14 protein-coding genes are annotated in these 18,070 nt (G+C 52.4%); 4 read left to right on the top strand and 10 right to left on the bottom strand.

Annotated features, from left to right (window positions below):
• Positions 1-180 precede the first annotated feature (180 nt).
• On the top strand, positions 181-1,050 hold the full coding sequence (locus ACUY4Q_RS13020) for a crotonase/enoyl-CoA hydratase family protein (protein ID WP_458043187.1): 870 nt from the start codon (positions 181-183) through the stop codon (positions 1,048-1,050).
• Position 1,051: 1 nt separating this feature from the next.
• Here the strand turns inward: ACUY4Q_RS13020 and pdeR are convergent, their stop codons facing one another.
• The 4 genes from pdeR to fabI form a co-directional block, all read right to left on the bottom strand.
• Entirely contained in the window at positions 1,052-3,037 is a 1,986-nt protein-coding gene (gene pdeR, locus ACUY4Q_RS13015) for a cyclic di-GMP phosphodiesterase (protein WP_458043186.1), read from the bottom strand.
• A 301-nt stretch (positions 3,038-3,338) separates the two neighbouring features.
• A complete protein-coding gene (locus tag ACUY4Q_RS13010; protein WP_458043185.1) occupies positions 3,339-5,273 on the bottom strand; it encodes an exoribonuclease II in 1,935 nt (644 codons plus the stop codon).
• A 127-nt stretch (positions 5,274-5,400) separates the two neighbouring features.
• Entirely contained in the window at positions 5,401-6,558 is a 1,158-nt protein-coding gene (locus ACUY4Q_RS13005; RefSeq protein ID WP_458043184.1) for a carboxymuconolactone decarboxylase family protein, read from the bottom strand.
• A gap of 241 nt (positions 6,559-6,799) precedes the next feature.
• Positions 6,800-7,588 carry an enoyl-ACP reductase FabI gene (gene fabI, locus ACUY4Q_RS13000; protein ID WP_458043183.1) on the bottom strand — a complete coding sequence of 263 codons (789 nt, stop codon included), beginning with the start codon at positions 7,586-7,588 and terminating at the stop codon, positions 6,800-6,802.
• An 843-nt stretch (positions 7,589-8,431) separates the two neighbouring features.
• On the opposite strand from fabI, the gene ACUY4Q_RS12995 reads away from it, so the two are divergent.
• The gene (locus ACUY4Q_RS12995; protein WP_458043182.1) at positions 8,432-9,175 is read left to right on the top strand and encodes a fimbrial protein; all 744 of its coding nucleotides are present in this window, start codon (positions 8,432-8,434) and stop codon (positions 9,173-9,175) included.
• Positions 9,176-9,603: 428 nt separating this feature from the next.
• Positions 9,604-10,785, top strand: a complete 1,182-nt coding sequence (locus ACUY4Q_RS12990) for a fimbrial protein (protein WP_458043181.1) — start codon at positions 9,604-9,606, stop codon at positions 10,783-10,785.
• 52 nt (positions 10,786-10,837) lie between these two features.
• On the opposite strand, the gene sapF is transcribed toward ACUY4Q_RS12990, so the two are convergent.
• The 6 genes from sapF to pspF all read right to left on the bottom strand — a co-directional run bounded on the left by sapF (position 10,838) and on the right by pspF (position 17,196).
• Entirely contained in the window at positions 10,838-11,644 is an 807-nt protein-coding gene (gene sapF / locus ACUY4Q_RS12985; RefSeq protein ID WP_458043180.1) for a putrescine export ABC transporter ATP-binding protein SapF, read from the bottom strand.
• A 1-nt stretch (position 11,645) separates the two neighbouring features.
• The gene (gene sapD / locus ACUY4Q_RS12980) at positions 11,646-12,638 is read right to left on the bottom strand and encodes a putrescine export ABC transporter ATP-binding protein SapD (RefSeq protein ID WP_458043179.1); all 993 of its coding nucleotides are present in this window, start codon (positions 12,636-12,638) and stop codon (positions 11,646-11,648) included.
• On the bottom strand, positions 12,638-13,528 hold the full coding sequence (sapC, locus tag ACUY4Q_RS12975) for a putrescine export ABC transporter permease SapC (RefSeq protein ID WP_458043178.1): 891 nt from the start codon (positions 13,526-13,528) through the stop codon (positions 12,638-12,640). The genes sapD and sapC overlap by 1 nt, the downstream gene beginning before the upstream one ends.
• Positions 13,515-14,480 (bottom strand): putrescine export ABC transporter permease SapB, encoded by a 966-nt coding sequence (gene sapB, locus ACUY4Q_RS12970; RefSeq protein WP_458043177.1) that lies wholly within the window; start codon positions 14,478-14,480, stop codon positions 13,515-13,517. The genes sapC and sapB overlap by 14 nt, the downstream gene beginning before the upstream one ends.
• Positions 14,477-16,117 (bottom strand): ABC transporter substrate-binding protein SapA, encoded by a 1,641-nt coding sequence (gene sapA / locus ACUY4Q_RS12965; RefSeq protein WP_458043176.1) that lies wholly within the window; start codon positions 16,115-16,117, stop codon positions 14,477-14,479. Before sapA ends, sapB begins: the two co-directional genes overlap by 4 nt.
• 98 nt (positions 16,118-16,215) lie before the next feature.
• The gene (pspF, locus tag ACUY4Q_RS12960) at positions 16,216-17,196 is read right to left on the bottom strand and encodes a phage shock protein operon transcriptional activator (protein WP_458043175.1); all 981 of its coding nucleotides are present in this window, start codon (positions 17,194-17,196) and stop codon (positions 16,216-16,218) included.
• 167 nt (positions 17,197-17,363) lie between these two features.
• Between pspF and pspA the strand changes: the two genes are divergently transcribed.
• Complete coding sequence (gene pspA, locus ACUY4Q_RS12955) at positions 17,364-18,032, top strand: phage shock protein PspA (protein WP_458043174.1); 669 nt, start codon at positions 17,364-17,366, stop codon at positions 18,030-18,032.
• The last annotated feature ends 38 nt before the right edge of the window (positions 18,033-18,070 follow it).

Here is an 18,070-nt window from a genome sequence, read left to right as displayed (position 1 = left end):
GTTTGAAAATTAACAAAATGAATGATGCAGAAAACAGTGTAAAAAGAGAAGCGGAAAAACGAAATCTCAAAATATTCTAAGCACCCATTATATATTCGCTAACTTACATTCTGCCCGGTTTGCGACTGGATTAGTCTTGCATTGCGCACTACGCGCTTTTATTTCCGGAGGATCCAGTCTATGACAGTTATCAACCAGGCTACGTGCAAAATTTTTACCGACACTGAACGTTTTACGCAACTTTCCTGCTATTACGAAGAAGAGCGCCGCACTGTATGGATGATGTTGCGAGCGCAGCCCCGACCCTGTTTTAGCCACGTGTTAATTGAAGAGATCATGAATGCCTCCTGGCTCGTTCGTCAGGCAGGATTCGCGGTCGATTTCTGGGTTACGGGTTCACTGGTCCCCGGAATGTACAATACCGGCGGGGATTTAGGTTTTTTCGTTGAGTGCATCCAGAATGGACGACGTGAAGCCCTGCGCGCCTATGCACGTGCGTGCGTGGATTGCGTTCATGCCGCCTCACGCGGGTTTGATACCGGCGCCATTTCCCTGGCGATGGTCGAGGGAAGCGCGCTCGGTGGTGGATTTGAAGCGGCGCTGGCGCATCATTTTGTTCTGGCACAACGCGATGCCCGTCTCGGCTTCCCTGAAATAGCGTTTAATCTCTTTCCTGGCATGGGTGGTTATTCGCTGGTGGCCCGTCGCTCGGGAATGAAACTGGCTGAAGAACTTATCTATAAAGGTGAGTCGCATACGGCCGAATGGTATGAGCAACATGGGCTGGTGGATCAACTGTTTGAGCCAGGCCAGGGTTATCTGGCGGTTCGCACGTTCATTGATACGTTGCAGCCCAGGCTCAACGGCATACGCGCTATGTTGCGTGCACGCCAGCGTGTTATGCAACTGCCGCGCAGTGAATTAATGGACATCACCGAAGATTGGGTGGATGCCGCATTCTGTCTTGAGCCTAAAGACATTGCCTATATGGAACGTCTGGTTCAGTTACAGAACCGGCATGCCGCGACCAGTATGAGCAAAGCCAGTTGATTTATTTGCGTGACAGATAGCGTTTATACCATCGCTCGAAAACGGCAGCGGGCATGGGCTTAGCAAAAAGAAATCCTTGTCGTTCATTGACGCCGTTCTTGGTGAGAAAGGCGTCTTCTTTCGCGCTTTCAACCCCTTCGGCAATCACCTGTAAATTTAGCGCCTGTGCGACCGCAACAATCGCACGCACCAGCGACTGCGATACCGACTGTTTATGGATGTCTTTGACGAATGACTGGTCGAGTTTGATGGCGTCAATCGGGAAACGGGCCAGTTGCGAAAGTGAAGAGTAGCCGGTGCCAAAATCATCAAGGTGCACTTGTGAACCCAGTTTGCTGAACTGTTGGATGACGGACAACGCTAAATCTTCGTTCTCAATCAGGCAGCTTTCCGTTAATTCAACATCAATCGGGCAGTATTCAAAATTGAGATCGCTTAAGGCCTGCTTAAGGTCGCTGAAAATAGTCTGGTCGGCTAACTGGCGGGCTGAGACGTTGACCGCCACACGCAGATTGATGCCTTTGTCGCGCCACTTCGCCACCTGTCTGACCACATCCAGCATGACCCAACGCCCGAGTGGGACGATAAGACCGGATTCTTCCGCATAAGCAATAAAATCAAGGGGAGGAATTAAGCCTCGCTCGGGGGATTGCCAGCGCACCAGCGCTTCCAGGCTACGTACTTCGCCGCGCCAGGTCACTTTAGGCTGATAGTGAATCACCAGTTGGTCCTTTTCGAGTGCCTTGCGCAGGTTGGTATCCAGCCACAAATATTCGAAGACGCGCTGATTCATTTCCGGCGTGAAGACACAAAACTTACCACGGCCATTCTCTTTAGCGATATACATGGCGGTATCGGCATTACGAATAAGGCTTTCGCGATCGTTTCCATGCTGAGGGGCAAGGGAGATCCCCAGCGAACAGCCAGAGTAGACCTCAATCAGGCCGATGCGGAATGGTTGACGCAGGCGCGTAATAATCCGCGAGGCCATCGCCTCTAACGCGCTCTGAGACGAATTCGTCGCCAGGACGAGAAACTCATCACCGCCCAGTCTTGCCAGCACCTGACCTTCATCCAGACAGCTTAAAATGGCCAGTGCCACCGCCTGCAAAAGCTGATCGCCAAACATATGACCATAGGCATCATTCACCTTTTTAAAATTATCCAGATCAAGGTAGACGATACCTATTTGCGTATCGCCACGATTCTCAATGGCATTGCTGATTAATTCGTGAATAGCATTGCGATTGGGAAGACCGGTAATCGTGTCGGTATTAGCTAAAACACGCAGACGTTCCTGCGCCCGTCTTTCTTCCGTAATATCGGTACCCGAACAAATGAGAAAAATTTCATTTTTCCCACTGCCGCTATGTACGAATTTATTGCGAAACAAAAAAAGGCGTTGCCCTTTTCGGGTTTTAATCCAGCGCTCAACTTCATAAGACGCGCCGTTGCGAAAGAATTCAGAGATATTCTGCCGCGATGCTGCGGCCTCTTGCTGACTCATAAAAAGTGTGAAGACATTTTGTCCGATGACTTCATGCTCTTTCAGCCCCGTATATTCTTCACATAAACGGTTAAAGCGTTGAATTCTGCCATTACGATCAACAATAACGATGACCGAGTTCGCTTCGGAAACCACCTGTTCAGCAAAAGAGAGCCCTTGCACCAGATCGCGGGCAACAGAAGTGGTATCGTTCCAGGCAGAGGCAGTGCCTGCCCATTCCTGTTTATTGATTTTTCGCCCGACGAGATGCACGGGGACATCATCACCAAACAAAGACAGATGCATCGTCAGGCTTGAGGTAATCACCGTCAGCTGGCGCAGTAGTGACGCTTGATCATCACTGAGCGTAACCACCTGACTGACATCCGAATCTTCATCAGGGGCAAAGTGCAGGGCGTTACTGTCTGCACTCAGGCGCCAGAAGGGGCTGTAAGAGCCCAAATAACGAAACAGTAAGTTCTGTTCCTGCGAGTCTTTCATGCTATCTCCCAACCCACCAAAAAGCGCAACGGATACGTATCAAGGACGGAACAATCATCAGTACATAAGGGGGAACCAGGGGAAAACGTATTTTTGCTTACTGTCTGATAATAAAACGACTTCTGTTTAAAAATATAGCGGGTGCGTAAAATTTGCATAGCAAATCACTGACGTCGCGCGCAGTTATTTTTAAGTGTGGCGGGTTTACACAATTTGTGGGGGAATAAAAGAGGAAATGCTCGTGGAATCGCATCCATAAATTACGCCCCCCCAGAATCCAGGGGGGCGAATCAGATAATAATCAAACGGCAGGACGAGCAATAACGCTACGTGTTTCCATTCGCACTTCGGCAATGGTCACATCAATAACGTCAGTCACTTTATAAACGGCTTCACCTTTGATCTGTACGGTGCCTGTTTCCTGACTGCACACCAGTTCATCACGCACGGCATGAATGAAAGGAGCGGGAATAAACGCCACGGCGCCATTATCAACCAAACGCACACGCATTCCACCACGACTAATGTCGATGATTTCCGCGGCGAAGCGGGCATCTGTACCGGCTTTATCCTGCAGATAACGTGCGTACAGCCAGTCACCGACATCACGCTCCGCCATACGGTTCAGACGACGACGCTCGGTCATCTGCACCGTGGTATCCGCCTGCGGACGCGCAATGGATTCACCCTTGATGATGGCTTTCAACAACCGATGGTTGATCATGTCGCCATACTTACGAATCGGCGAGGTCCAGGTGGCATAGGCTTCGAGGCCAAGGCCAAAGTGCGGGCCGGGATCAATGCTGATTTCTGCGAACGACTGGAAACGACGAATACGACTATCGAGGAAACCAGAAGGCTGCGCATCCAGCTCACGGCGAAGCTTGCAGAAGCCTGCCAGAGTCAGCACCTCTTCGGCATCAACATGCATGCCATGGGTTTTCAACAACGCAGCCAGCTGTTCGCTGCTGGCGGGGTCGAAGCCCATATGAACGTTGTAAACACCGAAACCGAGTGTGTCACGCAGAACACGTGCCGCGCAGATGTTTGCCGCGATCATTGACTCTTCGACGATACGGTTAGCAATGCGGCGGGGTTCCGCCACAATATCCAGCACTTCGCCTTTTTCGCCGAGAATGAAGCGGTAATCAGGGCGGTCTTTAAACACCAGTGCGTGAGTTTGACGCCACTGCGCGCGAGCCAGACAAACACGCTGCAGCAGGCGAATCTGTTGAGCGATGGCATCGCTCGGCGGCTGCCAGGCGCCGTTATTTTCCAGCCAGTCAGACACATCGTCGTAAGCCAGTTTGGCTTTCGATGTGATGGTTGCGGCAAAGAAGGTGATGTCGTCTTCAATGCTGCCTTCGTTGTCGATGGTCATGCGGCAGGCCAGGACCGGGCGGACTTCGTTCGCCCGCAGGGAACAGAGATCATCAGACAACTCACGCGGCAACATCGGAATGTTGAAGCCTGGGAGATAGTTGGTGAAGGCCCGAATTTTAGCATGGTTGTCGATGTCGCTGCCTTCAGCAATCCAGGCTGTCGGGTCCGCGATAGCGACGGTCAGTTGCAGTTTGCCGTCGGCACGCTCTTCAACATAAAGCGCATCATCCATATCTTCGGTGCTGGCACTGTCGATGGTCACAAAATCCAGTGCGGTAAGATCGGTGCGTTGCAGACCTTCATCTAACAACTGCGTGGCGACGCCATTCGGTGCTTCTTTTTCAAGGTTGTGACGCGCCAGGGTCACCCACCAGGGAACAAAATGATCGTCGCCGAAGGTAATGAATTGGGTCAGTTCTGCGTAGAACGTCCGATCGCCCTTCAGCGGATGACGACGCATTTCAGCCACGGCCCAGTCACCCTCTTTAAAATCATGGGTAACACTACGGTCTGCGCGGCAAGGAATGACGTCTTTAATCAGCGGATGATCGGGAACGATAGTAAGGCGGTCATCTTTACGCTGAATTCTGCCGACGAAACGCGACAGGAAGGGTTCAACCAGCTCTTCCGGCTCTGCGGATTCCCGGTCTTTTTCAGTATGAATAACGGCGATAATACGATCGCCATGCATCACTTTTTTCATTTGCGGCGGTGGAATGAAATAGCTTTTTTGCCCATCGACTTCGAGGAAACCAAAGCCTTTTTCCGTGGCTTTCACGACACCTTCCGCACGAGGTGTTTGGGAATGAAGTTGCTGTTTTAGCTGCGCGAGCAGCGGGTTATCCTGAAACATAGTTTTCTATTTTCGTGGCTGAAAGAGCGGCTGACAGTTTTACGCGAATCCGGGGGTGGCAGCAAGCGCTCTTTGGGCAAAATACCCTGCGAACGCTATGCTTTTAGCCACCGGCTTTGAGAAACCGTCAGGCCACATCCCCCAGCGCAATTTTAAGGCGATTAAGCCAACCACATAAGGCACACCAGGCCACCAGACCGATCGCCCCAGGCGCGGCAAAGCCCAGTGCCAGAAGAGACGAAAATTGCGTGGTGCTAAAGCGATCGGGCGCACAAGTCAGGACCTGCACAATCTCCGCCAGGGTTCCTTCTTTAGCTCGGGTTTGCCCAAGTCTTTTTAGCACGCGCTCGCCATTACGCACGGCTTCGGCCAGTTCATCGGAGCCGATCCACTGCTGCCAGCTTTCATTGAAGCAGTGCACACTGCCATTAATTCTCGCACTATAAAGCGCAATCAGCCCGGCCACCTCGTCATCGAGGATTTCTGCGCGCGCGCCGCTGTAGATTTCTCCCAAGGCATCAAGCACGGGAGACTCGTGAGCCAGCACCGGCGCGAGCAGACGAAATGCTTTAAGGGGTTGCCAGGCGGCAAGCGACTCAAGCTGGCGCGTGCTGGCAATACGCTGGTCGACGCCCTCAATCCCGGCAGTCCACTGGCCTTGAGGTTCGGAAAATTTAGGCGCTGCGGCTTCTTGCTGCATTCCCATGCCGGGGATCAGGCGTACCGGCTGCCCGTTCATCGCCTGGAAACCTGCCACCGTACGCGCCTGGAATCCGACATAGCCAATGATTTGTGACATCAGGATGATGTCGTATTCGGTCAGACCAACATCCTCAAGCTGCTGGCGAGCGCGTGCGTCAATCACGTCCGGCGAAGCGGCAAGCTGGCGGGCATATTGGGTAATCTGCGCCAGGCGTCGATTGCTCTCACGCGAGGAATCGGGGCCGGGTAGCGGGGCGAGTCGGGCTGCATAGTGATTGCACAGCCGCTGAACGCCATACACCTGAGCCACGGTGAGCGCCGTGCTCAGCCTGTCATAGTTACTCAGGGTACGCAGGCGATTGACCGTGACCCGTTGGGGAAAAAGCAAGCCATAGAGTTTTCTTGCCGGCAGTAGCCAGCGACGACACGCCTCAATCACATCGGCCGGTAATGAAAGATCGAGCAGAAAGTGATCCTCTACGCGTGCGGCTTCCGGCACGAGAGGTAACGTCTGATGCTGACGTGCGCTCGACTGCGTTTCATGATACCAGTGGCTTTTGCCGGAAAAACGGCGTTGTTCCATGGTCGTTCCTTGTCTGAAAGTGGCGATCCGGACACGTCGTTACACAGATACGCCGGATCTTTTTCGCTGCTTTATCCTGGCGTAAGCGGGGAGGGGGATGAAAGATTGTTAGGTGATAATAAATATCAGAAAGGCATATACCCGTCATATTTTGAGCGGAGGATGCATGCGCTTGCCGCCGCGATGCAATCTTAGGATTGAGGGTAAAGAAATGCCCCCCAGGATTGGGGGGCATGGAAGATTATTTCAATTCCAGTTCGTTCATTGCGGCGATGCTGAAACCGCCGTCAACGTGGACCACTTCACCGGAAATACCTGCGGACAGGTCAGAACACAGGAAGGCTGCGGAGTTACCCACATCTTCAATGGTGACGGTACGACGAATCGGGGTAACCGCTTCGCAGTGTGCCAGCATTTTACGGAAGTCTTTGATGCCGGAAGCCGCCAGAGTACGGATGGGACCTGCAGAAATACCGTTAACGCGAATCCCTTCAGGACCCATTGCGTTCGCCATGTAGCGGACGTTAGCTTCCAGTGAAGCTTTAGCCAGACCCATCACGTTGTAGTTCGGGATAGCGCGCTCAGCACCCAGGTAAGACAGGGTCAGCAGGGCAGAACCCGGATTCAGCATGGCACGGCAGGATTTAGCCAGCGCAACAAAGCTGTAAGAGCTGATGTCGTGAGCGATTTTGAAGCCGTCACGGGTGACTGCATTCACATAGTCGCCGTCCAGCTGGTCGCCCGGTGCGAAGCCGATGGAGTGAACAAAGCCATCAAATTTCGGCCAGACTCTAACCAGTTCGCTGAACAGGTTTTCGATGCTGTCATCTTCCGCAACGTCACATGGCAGCACGATGCTGGAACCCAGTTGAGCGGCAAACTCTTCGACACGGCCTTTCAGTTTGTCGTTCTGATAGGTGAACGCCAGCTCAGCGCCTTCGCGGTGCATTGCTTGCGCGATACCGTAGGCGATGGAAAGTTTGCTGGCAACGCCCGTTACCAGAATGCGCTTACCGGTAAGAAAACCCATAGCTTTTAATCCTTATAGTCATTGCTTTTATTTACTTTAACAATCAAGAGGTTACGATTGCCATTTCAACATAAATCAAAACGAAACCGAATTATCCCAGCAGCCGCTGCCACTGTCACGTTTTTTCCGTGAGAGTACGGTGCTACCTCAGCGAATGCAGAAAGAGTCAGTAACCGTTCGATACAGCAAAAGTATATCACCAGAGTATCATTCCGGGTCATCCAACCAGCGGGAAATGGGATGCGGCGTACAGTTAATCAAACGATACATTATCAGTCTTAACACGACCTAATTTTAAGGAAAGGATCATAAATGCGCACAGGGATAAGTGCTATAGATTGAGAAGATCTAATATCTTTTCTTGGTGAATTATTGTCGTATGTTAATCGCCATATGAATTGAGCTAAGGAGAGCGCGATGTGGCGATACGGTATTATTTTTTTTCTGATTAGTACTAACGCATGGGCAACAGCAATTAATTGCTCAAAAACAACCAGGAATATCTATAACTTTACATTACCCTCAACCGTATCATTGGATCATGTTACGGCTGGCTTATCAGGCAATACGGCTGAATACAGAAAATTATACACCTGGGATTATTCGCAAGGGGCCACGGCATCGATAAACTGTTCATCATCGCCTACGGGTAGAAGCCTTAGGATTGTTCAATATGTTACATCAAACCATGGCGACCCGGTTTATTATAATAGTGAATGGATTTTTCCAACCAATGTAAATGGGATTGGTCTGTCTTTTTTGGAACGAAGATATAACAATCAAACTATAGGTGACATGGATAAACCACTATGGGAGGATAATAACTATAAGGTAACAAACTATATGCAAAATTCTTCATTGGGAACGCGCATTACGTTATGGAAAATCCCCGGCATGGTAGGGGCGGCGGATAATGGCTTATTCAAAATCGAAGGTTTCAAAGTTATTCATGCTCTGCAACTAGTGAACTCAAGCGATAGTTTTTCCAGCCTTCCGTCAGATCAATCCAGTTATCCAATGCCACGCAGCTATACGATAAACGCCGCAACTATCAGTGGGTCTATCACCTTTGTCCCCGGCACCTGCAACTTCATTAATAAAACCGTGCAAATGGGTTCCCATGCCCGTTCGGTTATCGGCAACAGTTCTCCCTGGGTGAATGCCAGCTTCACCCTCAACTGCCCGGAAGCATGGGGATATGGCATGACCGCAACGATGTCAAAGGATACTAACAATACCATTAAAAGCCGCAGCGCCAATACCGCCACAAAAGGCATCATCGTCACCGTGATCCCCCGTTACGACATTATTGACAGCGCGCGTGGTGTTATCGGTTTGAAACCCGGGGGCGCCGAAGGCTACGGTATTCAACTGGCGTGGGGGGGCGCCTCCTCACTGCCTGCGGGCGATCCAGCGAGGCCGGTATTATTCGGCCAGTCGCAGGTGGTGTCGGATGAGAACTTTGGCACCAGCGGAAACACTTACACACGAGAAATCAACATGGCGGCCCGATACCTGCGCACAACGGGTACGGTAAAAGGTGGCAAAGCCGATTCCGCTATCGAAATCCTCGCCAGTTATAACTGAGCCTTAAACGAGGCGGCAGAATGGACTGTAGCTTCGTTAACTGACTCAGATCGCGTTGAACTAAATTATTTGTAATCTGAATTCGTTACAAATTATTATTTGTGTTAATAATGGTTATTATTAGATCTCTCTATAAATCATCGCAATTTTCACAATAGAATATCATTCCAGGTTGACCTGATATACTATAACCCCTAATGCATTTAAATACTCTCGCTGCGCAAGAGAGCCAAATACCTGGCTGTGAATATTTTCACTAGTCAATGGAGCTCTATTTCTTAAAGGAGTGATTGTTAATTCCCTATAATTGAAATTTATTGTTTGAGTTAACAACGCGCGAGCTCGTCGCACTTTTCGGGAAAATAATATTTTTTCTTAGATAATCTATCGTATATTTTTTAAGGGGTGAGGAAGTCAAGGAGTGAACGATGAAACAGTGGAAAATCTTTATAACGCCCATCTCTTTTCTTTTTTGTATTAATCTGTATGCAGGTGAACTGGATGTCACGGTGGCTAATCCGCCGGAAAATGCGTATTTTATAGCAAATATAAAAAATAAAATTACACTGGGTAATACTATCCCAATGTGTTCAATGATAGGGGGTACAGGTAATTTTTTACTGAAAGTAAACTCAGTCAATTCCAATGGGCGCAACGGTGTATATTATCTTGCAATTCAGAATAGCGAAGTAACGGCGCAGGAAGTGTGTGCAGGTGAATATACAAATTATAAGATTTATAAAACGAATGTCGATGGCATAGGCGTGTCCTACAATGATGCTGACGGTCCCTCAGAATCTTATGGGAAACCGATCGCACTTTGGCCTCAACTCACCCGGAAATTCAGTCGCTCGGGTTCGGCGATGGGGGTTGGTATGCATGTGGATATGCGGTTATGGCGTTATTCCTCCACCGCTAATACTCTCCCTTTTGGCGTGTATGATGTGACAGGATTGACGGTAATTCAGGGGATCGGGCCAGCATCCGGTGATACGTTAAATGAATGCAACACTGAAAAACTTGTCGCATCGGATACCACAATCTGCCTTACCGACAGACGAACCCCCAAAGTCGTTGCTTCGCTCTACTCCAGCACCTGCGAATTCGTCAATGCCTCAAAAACAGTCCAAATGGGCACACACAATATGCATTCCAGTACCGCACAGGGGACAGGCACCCCGTGGGTGGATGCCAGTTTCCAGCTCCGCTGTTCTAATGCCTGGGGGTACGGAGCGGACACCACCGACCTGAACAACCTTACAAAAAATAACACCGTCAAGGTGACGGTTCACCCGCTGGACGGGTTCAGTAATGCAAACCAAGGCATCATCAAGCTCGATGGATCAGGAGCGCAGGGGGTAGGCGTGCAACTTGCCTGGGGCGATTACAGCACTCAGGGCACCACACCAGGCAACCCGGTCAAACTGGACACCCCGACGGATGCGAATACCCTGAGCAGTAATTTTGCCGCCGGTCCTTATGCCATCGGCGGTAATGCCGTTTCGGGTGACGGTTCGATTAAAATGGCAGCCAGGTTCATCCGCACCTCCGGCACCTTTTCGCCCGGCCCGGCAAAAGCCAAAGTTGAGATTCTGGCGAATTACCAGTAATGCCTTGAAGGTAGTTACCAACGCAGCAGGTCGATAACTACCGCTTACCCTCTCAGCGATCCTGCCGCCAGGCATCTGCGGTCAATGCTTCACCAAAATGGCCGGCAATCAGGCGCTTTGTTAAATCATGTAGCGGGGAGGCCAGAACGCTCGCGGTGCTGCCGCGCTCGACCACTTCGCCCTGATGCATCACCAGAACCTGGTCGCTGATGTGTTTCATCATGCCAATATGCTGGGTCACATAAATATAAGCGATACCCTGTTTTTCCTGTAATTCCAGCATCAGGTTAATCAGTTGCGAGCGCATCGACATATCCAGCGAGGCCAGCGCTTCGTCAGCAATAATGACTTTGGGCCGCAGAATCAACGCCCTCGCCAGCCCCAGACGCTGTTTCTGCCCTGGGGCAAACATGTAAGGGTAATAGCTGGCATGATCCGGCAACAACCCGACCATCCGCAGCGTCTCGTAGATGCGCTTTTGCCGCGCCTCCGGCTCAAGATCGGTATTCAGCCGCAGGGGAAAGTCGAGAATCTGGGAGATACGCTGACGCGGGTTTAGCGACGTTGACGGGTCCTGGAAAATCATGCGAATACGCTGGCTGCGAAACGAATAGTCGCCATAGTTCAGGGGATGATCGTCAATCAGCAATTCACCGGTTGTCGGCTCCGTCATTCCCGCTAACATTTTTGCCAGCGTCGATTTACCGGAACCGTTCTCACCAATAATCGCCAACGTCTGTTTTTCCCGCAGGGTAAAGCTTAGCGGCTTCACCGCTTCCACGGTCTGCTGGCGGAACCAACCGGTGCGGTAGCGAAAGGTCTTACTCAGGTTACGTACTTCGAGCAGGGTTTCGACCATCTCACTCTCTCTCCATATTCAGCGGGAAATGACAGGCATACAGATGGTTTTTGGCACCCGACAGCAGCGGCCTTTCAATACATTTGCGCTGCGCATAAGGGCAGCGCGGCCCGAGGCGACAGCCAATCGGCAGTTGCTCAAGCAGGGGGATCGCCCCCGGCATAGTATTTAACCGACTTTTATGCGGCATGGCGCTGCCAAAGTCAGGGATCGCGCGGATCAGCGCCTGGGTGTAAGGGTGATGCGGCGTGGTCACTAGCTCCTCACTCGGCGCGGTTTCCACCGTCTGACCGCAGTACATGACGTTAATGCGGTCAGCCCATTTGCTCAGCATCTGCAGATCGTGGCTGATGAGCAAAATAGTGGTGTTGTTATTTTGATTGAGCCGGGTGAGCAGGCGGAAAATCTGCGCCTGGGTAGTGGGCTCCATCGCATTGGTCGGTTCATCAGCGATGAGCAAACGCGGCTGGTTCGCCAGCGCGATGGCAATCATCACCTTCTGGCACTCGCCGTCGGTGAGCTCATAAGGAAAGCTGCGCATTGCGTCTTTGTGATCTTTAATTCCCACGCGGTGCAGAAGCTCAATCGCGCGGCGTTTACGCCAGCCGAAACGCTGGAAAAAAGTGCCTTTCCAGGTCCAGCCCGGAATATTTTGCATCAGCTGCTTGCCTATGCGCTCAGACGGATCGAGACAGGACTGCGGCTCCTGGAAAATCATCGACACGTTATGACCCAGCAGTTTACGTCGCTCACGGGCCGAGAGGCGCATCAGGTCAATATCGTCAAAGCGCATACGATCGGCGGTCACGCGCCAGTTTTCTTTGCTGACGCCGCAGATGGCCTTCGCGATCAAACTCTTGCCTGAGCCAGACTCACCCACCAGCCCGCGAATTTCACCTTCCGCCAGCGTCAGACTGACCCGGTCAACGGCTTTGACCCACTCTTCACCGGTTTTCACTTCGATGGTGAGATTACGTATATCCAGCAGCGGCATTATTCCACCCCCGCATTAATGGCGCGGCGAATGCCATCGCCCAACAGATTCACTAATAACACACTCAACATAATGGACGCGCCGGGTAGCATTACAGTCCAGGGGGCAACATAGATCAGTTCAAGGGCATCGCCCAGCATCGCCCCCCATTCGGGTGAGGGGAGTTGTGCGCCCAGGTCGAGAAAGCCGAGGGCGGCGATATCGAGAATGGCAACCGACAGTGAGCGGGTCATCTCCGTAACCAGCCCGGACGTCATATTAGGCAGCACCGCAAACCACAATATATTCAGCGTGGAGGCGCCATCAAGTCGGGCGGCAATCACGTACTCTTTTTCCAGTTCGTCATGCACCATGCTGTATACCGAACGTACCATACGCGGCAAGATTGCCAGCCAGACGGCGAACATCGCATGGGACAAATGCGGTCCGGCGAAGGCAACCACAATAATGGCCAGCAGCAACGACGGAATCGACAGCAAGGTATCCAGAATGTGGTTAAGCACGGCAGAACGCAGGCCATGCGTGGCACCGGCAATCACCCCGAGCAACAAGCCGAAAACGGCGGCGGCAAGCGTCACTAAAAATGCGCCGCCCACGGTGGGTGCGGCACCGCTCAGCAGGCGACTTAACACATCACGCCCCAGATCGTCGGTACCGAGGAAAAAAGAGACTTCACCATAGCGTGACCAGGATGGCGGCAGCAACTGGTAACCGAGGAACTGCTGATCGAGACCATAAGGGGCAAACCAGCCGCCAAACAGGCATAAAATCACCAGACCTGCGCAGCCATACAATCCCACCATGGCGGGTGTATCGCTGTAGAATTTGCGCCAGACGGTGCGCAATGCGCCTGGGGGACGCTTCTCGCTGTAGACGCTATCGTAAGGCATACCATTCCTTATGTTTCAATGGGTTCGCCAGTGCGCCCAAAATATCAGACAGGACGTTTACGATAATCACCAGCGAACCAATAACCATCACGCCTGCCGAAATAGCCGCGTAATCCTGCTGGCGGATAGCGTTAATCATCCAGCGGCCGAGCCCGGGCCAGCTAAAGACCATCTCAGTGATCATCGCCAGCGTCAGCATGGTGGAGAATTGCAGGCCGAGACGCGGGATCACCGGCGGCAGAGCGTTGTGCAGTACATGACGGCGCAAAATAGTCAGGCGCGACATGCCCCGCGTCGCGGCGGCCTTAATGTAGTTGTGATCAAACACATCAATGGTGCTGATACGCATTAATCGAATGACTTCGGTGGTGGGAGCCACGGCCAGCGTCAGCACCGGCAATACCATATGGCGGACGGCGCTCATGATCATCTCGTCCCGCCACGGCGAATCGGAAAGCCAGGCATCAATGATGGCAAACCCCGTAACGGTCTTCACTTCATACAGCAGATCGAAACGCCCCGAAACCGGTAACCAACCCAGGGTCAACGAGAAGAACAGGGTCAGTAGTAGCGCGAGCCAGAAAACAGGAATTGAAAAGCCTAACAGCGCAAGGGCACTGATGAATTTGTCCTGCCATTTATTGCGCATGATGCCCGCCAGCATGCCGACCGGAATACCAATCAACAACGCGAAGCCAAACGCGAGAATGCAGAGTTCCATAGTGGCTGGAAAAACGTCTTTAAGCTGCTCGGAAATCAGCTGCCCGTTAATGCTGGATACGCCAAAGTCCCAGTGCAACACGCCGGTGAACCAGAATACCCAGGCATTCCACAGTGACGCGCCCTGTAGCGGTGCGTGAGGGGTGAAATAGCTGAGACTGAAGCCGACAAAGGTCAGCAGAAACAGCGTCATAACGAGCAGCAAAAGACGGCGCAAGGTAAAGATAATCATGGTTTTTTGACCTCTTCTTTTTCACGCGTAACCCCGGCAAACGAGGCGCTACCGAAGGGGCTGAGCACCAGTCCTTTTATATCATAGCGGTAAGCCTGCAATCGCAGTGAAGAGGCCAGCGGTAAAACCGGTAATTCTTGCGCCAGGATCTTTTGTGCTTCATCGTAGGCATCAATACGGGCTGAGAGCTGTTGTGAGAGAAGGGCTTTTCTTAACACCCCATCAAACTCACGATCGCACCAGTGCGCAAAATTGGTCTGGGAGTCGATGGCCGCACAACTCAGCAACGGGCGGAAGAAGCTGTCCGGATCGTTACTGTCCGTCGCCCAGCCGGAAAGCGTCAGGTCATGATTCATGTCCATCAGCCGGGCCTCCTGGAAACGCCCCTCTACCGGCACGATGACCACATTCACGCCCACCTGCGCCATATCTGCCTGGATCAGTTCCGCCGTTTTTAGCGGGCTGGGGTTCCATGCCTGCGAGGTGGTGGGAACCCACAGCTGCAACGTCAGGTTTTCCAGTCCTAACGCTTTTAAGCGTTCCCGGGACTTCACCGGATCGTACTCGGTAATTTTTGCTTCGCTGTCATAGGCCCATGAGGCACGCGGCAGTATCGATGCGGCGGTCTCAGCGGTGCCGTAGTAAATCGACTGCATCAGACGCTGGTTGTTTATCGCCAGCGCCAGCGCATGTCTTACCTCAGGATTGTTCAGCGGTGGCTTATCGGTGTTAAACGCAAGATAAGCGATGTTCATACCCGGTCGCAGCGTGAGTCGCAGGCGCGGGTCGTCGCGCAGAATGGTTAACTGGCTGGCGGCGGGCCAGGCCAGCACATCACATTCGCCGGTCAGCAGCTTAGACAGGCGCCCCGTACCGCCGGAGCCCAAATCCACCACCACCTGGGGCATCAGCGGCGTGCCGCGCCAGAAACGCGCATGACGTTGCAGGCGAACGTACTGCCCGGCGCGATACTCTGCAAGCTGGAAAGGGCCTGTGCCTACAGGCTGGCGATCGAGCAGTTCCTGATGATCGTTTTTGGCTAACATATTGGCATACTCAGCCGACATCACGGACGCATAGTGTGTGGCTAAGTGCCAGAGAAAAGAGGCGTCCGGCTGGCGCAGGCGAAACTCAACGGTGCGGTTATCAAGCTTGCGCACGCTTTGCACCGAGTCAGCAAATTGCAAACTGTCGAAATAGGGAAACGCACTGCCATTGACGTTATGCCACGGGTTATCTCTGTCGAAAATACGCTGGAAGGTGAAAACCACATCATCGGCGTTCAGCGTGCGGCGTGGGGTAAACCAGGGGGTGGTCTGGAAGTTAACCCCTTCACGCAGGTGAAAACGGTAGGTGGCGCCGTTATCGAGGACTTCCCAGCTGTCGGCTAATTCTGGCACCAGACGATAGGTATAAGGATCGACATCCAGCAAGCGGTCATATAACTGCGCCGCCAGCGTATCCACAATCAGTCCGCTGCCCGCTTTCTGCGGGTTGAAAGTGCTGACCTGCCCGTTCACGCAGTAAACGAAACCGCTGTCACGAATATCGGCCGTCGCCGGGAGGGGTGATGCCGCGTGAGCGACACCGGAAAACAGATTCGCGGTTAACAGCAGGAAAGGGATAACCAGGCGCATGATTTATTCAACGATTTTAGATTCATGTGCAAAGTGTATCGCACTTGCCTGGGCCGCGTAAAAAAGTCTGATCGTGACTGCTGCTATTGTCGGCGTTTTCAGCTTATTTGGTGCTTTTTCAGCAGCGCCCGGAACTGATGATAGGTTAAACCCAACAGCTCTGCGGCGCGTTTTTGGTTGAATTTAGCCTGCTGCAGGCTGTCGACCAGTAAGGCATTTTCCTGTTGGAGCTGGAACGCTCGCAGATCGAGCGGCAGACCAGGCAAACCTGGCGTGGTAGTAGTCATTACAGCGGAGGGCGTGGTGTCGCGCTTAAAGGGATCGATGATAATTTCATCCAGCGGCGTTTCGCTGGTGCCGTGGCGATAAACCGAACGCTCAACGACGTTCTTCAGCTCACGAATATTGCCTGGCCAGCGGTAATTCAGCAGCACCTCCTGCGCACGGTCCGTGAAGCCTGGGAAAAGCGGGAGCTTAAGTTCCCGGCACATCTGAATGGCAAAATGGTCCGCCAGCAGCATGATATCGCTCTGACGCTGGCGTAGGGGGGGAAGCTGCACCACATCAAATGCAAGTCGGTCGAGCAGGTCGGCGCGAAACGTGCCCTTATCGACCATCTCCGGTAAATCCGCATTGGTGGCGCACACCAGCCGCACATTTACCTGAAGGGGCTGGCTGCCGCCTACACGTTCAAGTTCGCCATATTCAATGACACGCAGGAGCTTTTCCTGAACCAGCATGGGCGCGGTCGCCAGCTCATCAAGAAACAACGTGCCGCCGTCAGCGCGTTCGAAACGCCCGGGATGGCGCTTTTGCGCACCGGTAAAGGCACCGGCCTCATGACCAAAAAGCTCAGTGTCGAGTAAGTTTTCATTCAGGGCGGCGCAATTAAGCGAAATAAACGGCCCCTGCCAGCGCGAGGAGAGGTAGTGCAGTCGGTTGGCGATAAGCTCTTTACCGGTACCGCGTTCGCCAATGACCAGCACCGGTTTGTCGAGGGGGGCCAGGCGTGAAACCTGCTCCAGCACTTCCAGGAAGGTGTTGGCTTCGCCGAGCAGGTTGTCTTTGTGTTCAATCATGATGAATTTCACTATTTGTTAGTGTTATTCACCACTGTAGTCTAAAAAACCGGAACGGTAAAATGTTCTCTTTTATTTAAAATCAATAACTTAAAAAGTTGGCACGAAGATTGTAATAGCCAAGGAGCAGGGCACTGCCCGATTACAGAAATCAAGAGGAACCGATTATGGGTATTTTTTCTCGTTTTGCCGACATCGTGAACGCTAACATCAACTCACTGCTGGAAAAAGCAGAAGACCCGCAGAAGCTGGTGCGTCTGATGATTCAGGAAATGGAAGACACGCTGGTGGAAGTCCGTTCCACCTCCGCTCGTGCGCTGGCGGAGAAAAAACAGCTGACCCGCCGCATTGAGCAGGCGAATGCGCAGCAGGTTGAGTGGCAGGAAAAGGCCGAGCTCGCGCTGCGTAAAGATAAAGACGATCTGGCGCGTGCCGCGCTGATTGAGAAACAAAAAGTCGTCTCCATTATCGAGACCCTGGAGCAGGAAGTCACGCTGGTAGACGAAACGCTGGTTCGCATGAAAAAAGAGATTGGCGAGCTGGAGAATAAACTCAGTGAAACCCGTGCCCGTCAGCAGGCATTAACGCTGCGTCATCAGGCGGCAAACTCGTCTCGCGATGTTCGCCGTCAGCTGGACAGCGGCAAAATTGATGAAGCGATGGCGCGTTTTGAATCCTTTGAGCGCCGTATCGATCAGATGGAAGCCGAAGCGGAAAGCCACGGTTTTGGCAAACAGAAAACGCTGGACCAGCAGTTTTCTGAGCTGAAAGCCGATGATGAAATCAGCGAGCAACTGGCCCAACTGAAAGCCAGAATGAAACAGGATAACCAGTAACGTTATTTGTGCGGCATCGGGAGATGCCGCCCCATTAT

This window comes from Phytobacter cepae (assembly GCF_054165735.1).
The sequence above is the reverse complement of the archived record's forward strand: the minus strand, read 5'-3'. Positions and strand labels throughout refer to the sequence as shown.

Coding starts and splice junctions, on each gene's coding strand:
- ACUY4Q_RS13005 (WP_458043184.1), bottom strand. CDS start 6,558: ATGGAACAACGCCGTTTTTCCGGCAAAAGCCACTGGTATCATGAAACG.
- fabI (WP_458043183.1), bottom strand. CDS start 7,588: ATGGGTTTTCTTACCGGTAAGCGCATTCTGGTAACGGGCGTTGCCAGC.
- ACUY4Q_RS13020 (WP_458043187.1), top strand. CDS start 181: ATGACAGTTATCAACCAGGCTACGTGCAAAATTTTTACCGACACTGAA.
- sapC (WP_458043178.1), bottom strand. CDS start 13,528: ATGCCTTACGATAGCGTCTACAGCGAGAAGCGTCCCCCAGGCGCATTG.
- ACUY4Q_RS12990 (WP_458043181.1), top strand. CDS start 9,604: ATGAAACAGTGGAAAATCTTTATAACGCCCATCTCTTTTCTTTTTTGT.
- ACUY4Q_RS13010 (WP_458043185.1), bottom strand. CDS start 5,273: ATGTTTCAGGATAACCCGCTGCTCGCGCAGCTAAAACAGCAACTTCAT.
- pspF (WP_458043175.1), bottom strand. CDS start 17,196: ATGATTGAACACAAAGACAACCTGCTCGGCGAAGCCAACACCTTCCTG.
- ACUY4Q_RS12995 (WP_458043182.1), top strand. CDS start 8,432: ATGCAAAATTCTTCATTGGGAACGCGCATTACGTTATGGAAAATCCCC.
- sapF (WP_458043180.1), bottom strand. CDS start 11,644: ATGGTCGAAACCCTGCTCGAAGTACGTAACCTGAGTAAGACCTTTCGC.
- sapD (WP_458043179.1), bottom strand. CDS start 12,638: ATGCCGCTGCTGGATATACGTAATCTCACCATCGAAGTGAAAACCGGT.
- sapA (WP_458043176.1), bottom strand. CDS start 16,117: ATGCGCCTGGTTATCCCTTTCCTGCTGTTAACCGCGAATCTGTTTTCC.
- pdeR (WP_458043186.1), bottom strand. CDS start 3,037: ATGAAAGACTCGCAGGAACAGAACTTACTGTTTCGTTATTTGGGCTCT.
- pspA (WP_458043174.1), top strand. CDS start 17,364: ATGGGTATTTTTTCTCGTTTTGCCGACATCGTGAACGCTAACATCAAC.
- sapB (WP_458043177.1), bottom strand. CDS start 14,480: ATGATTATCTTTACCTTGCGCCGTCTTTTGCTGCTCGTTATGACGCTG.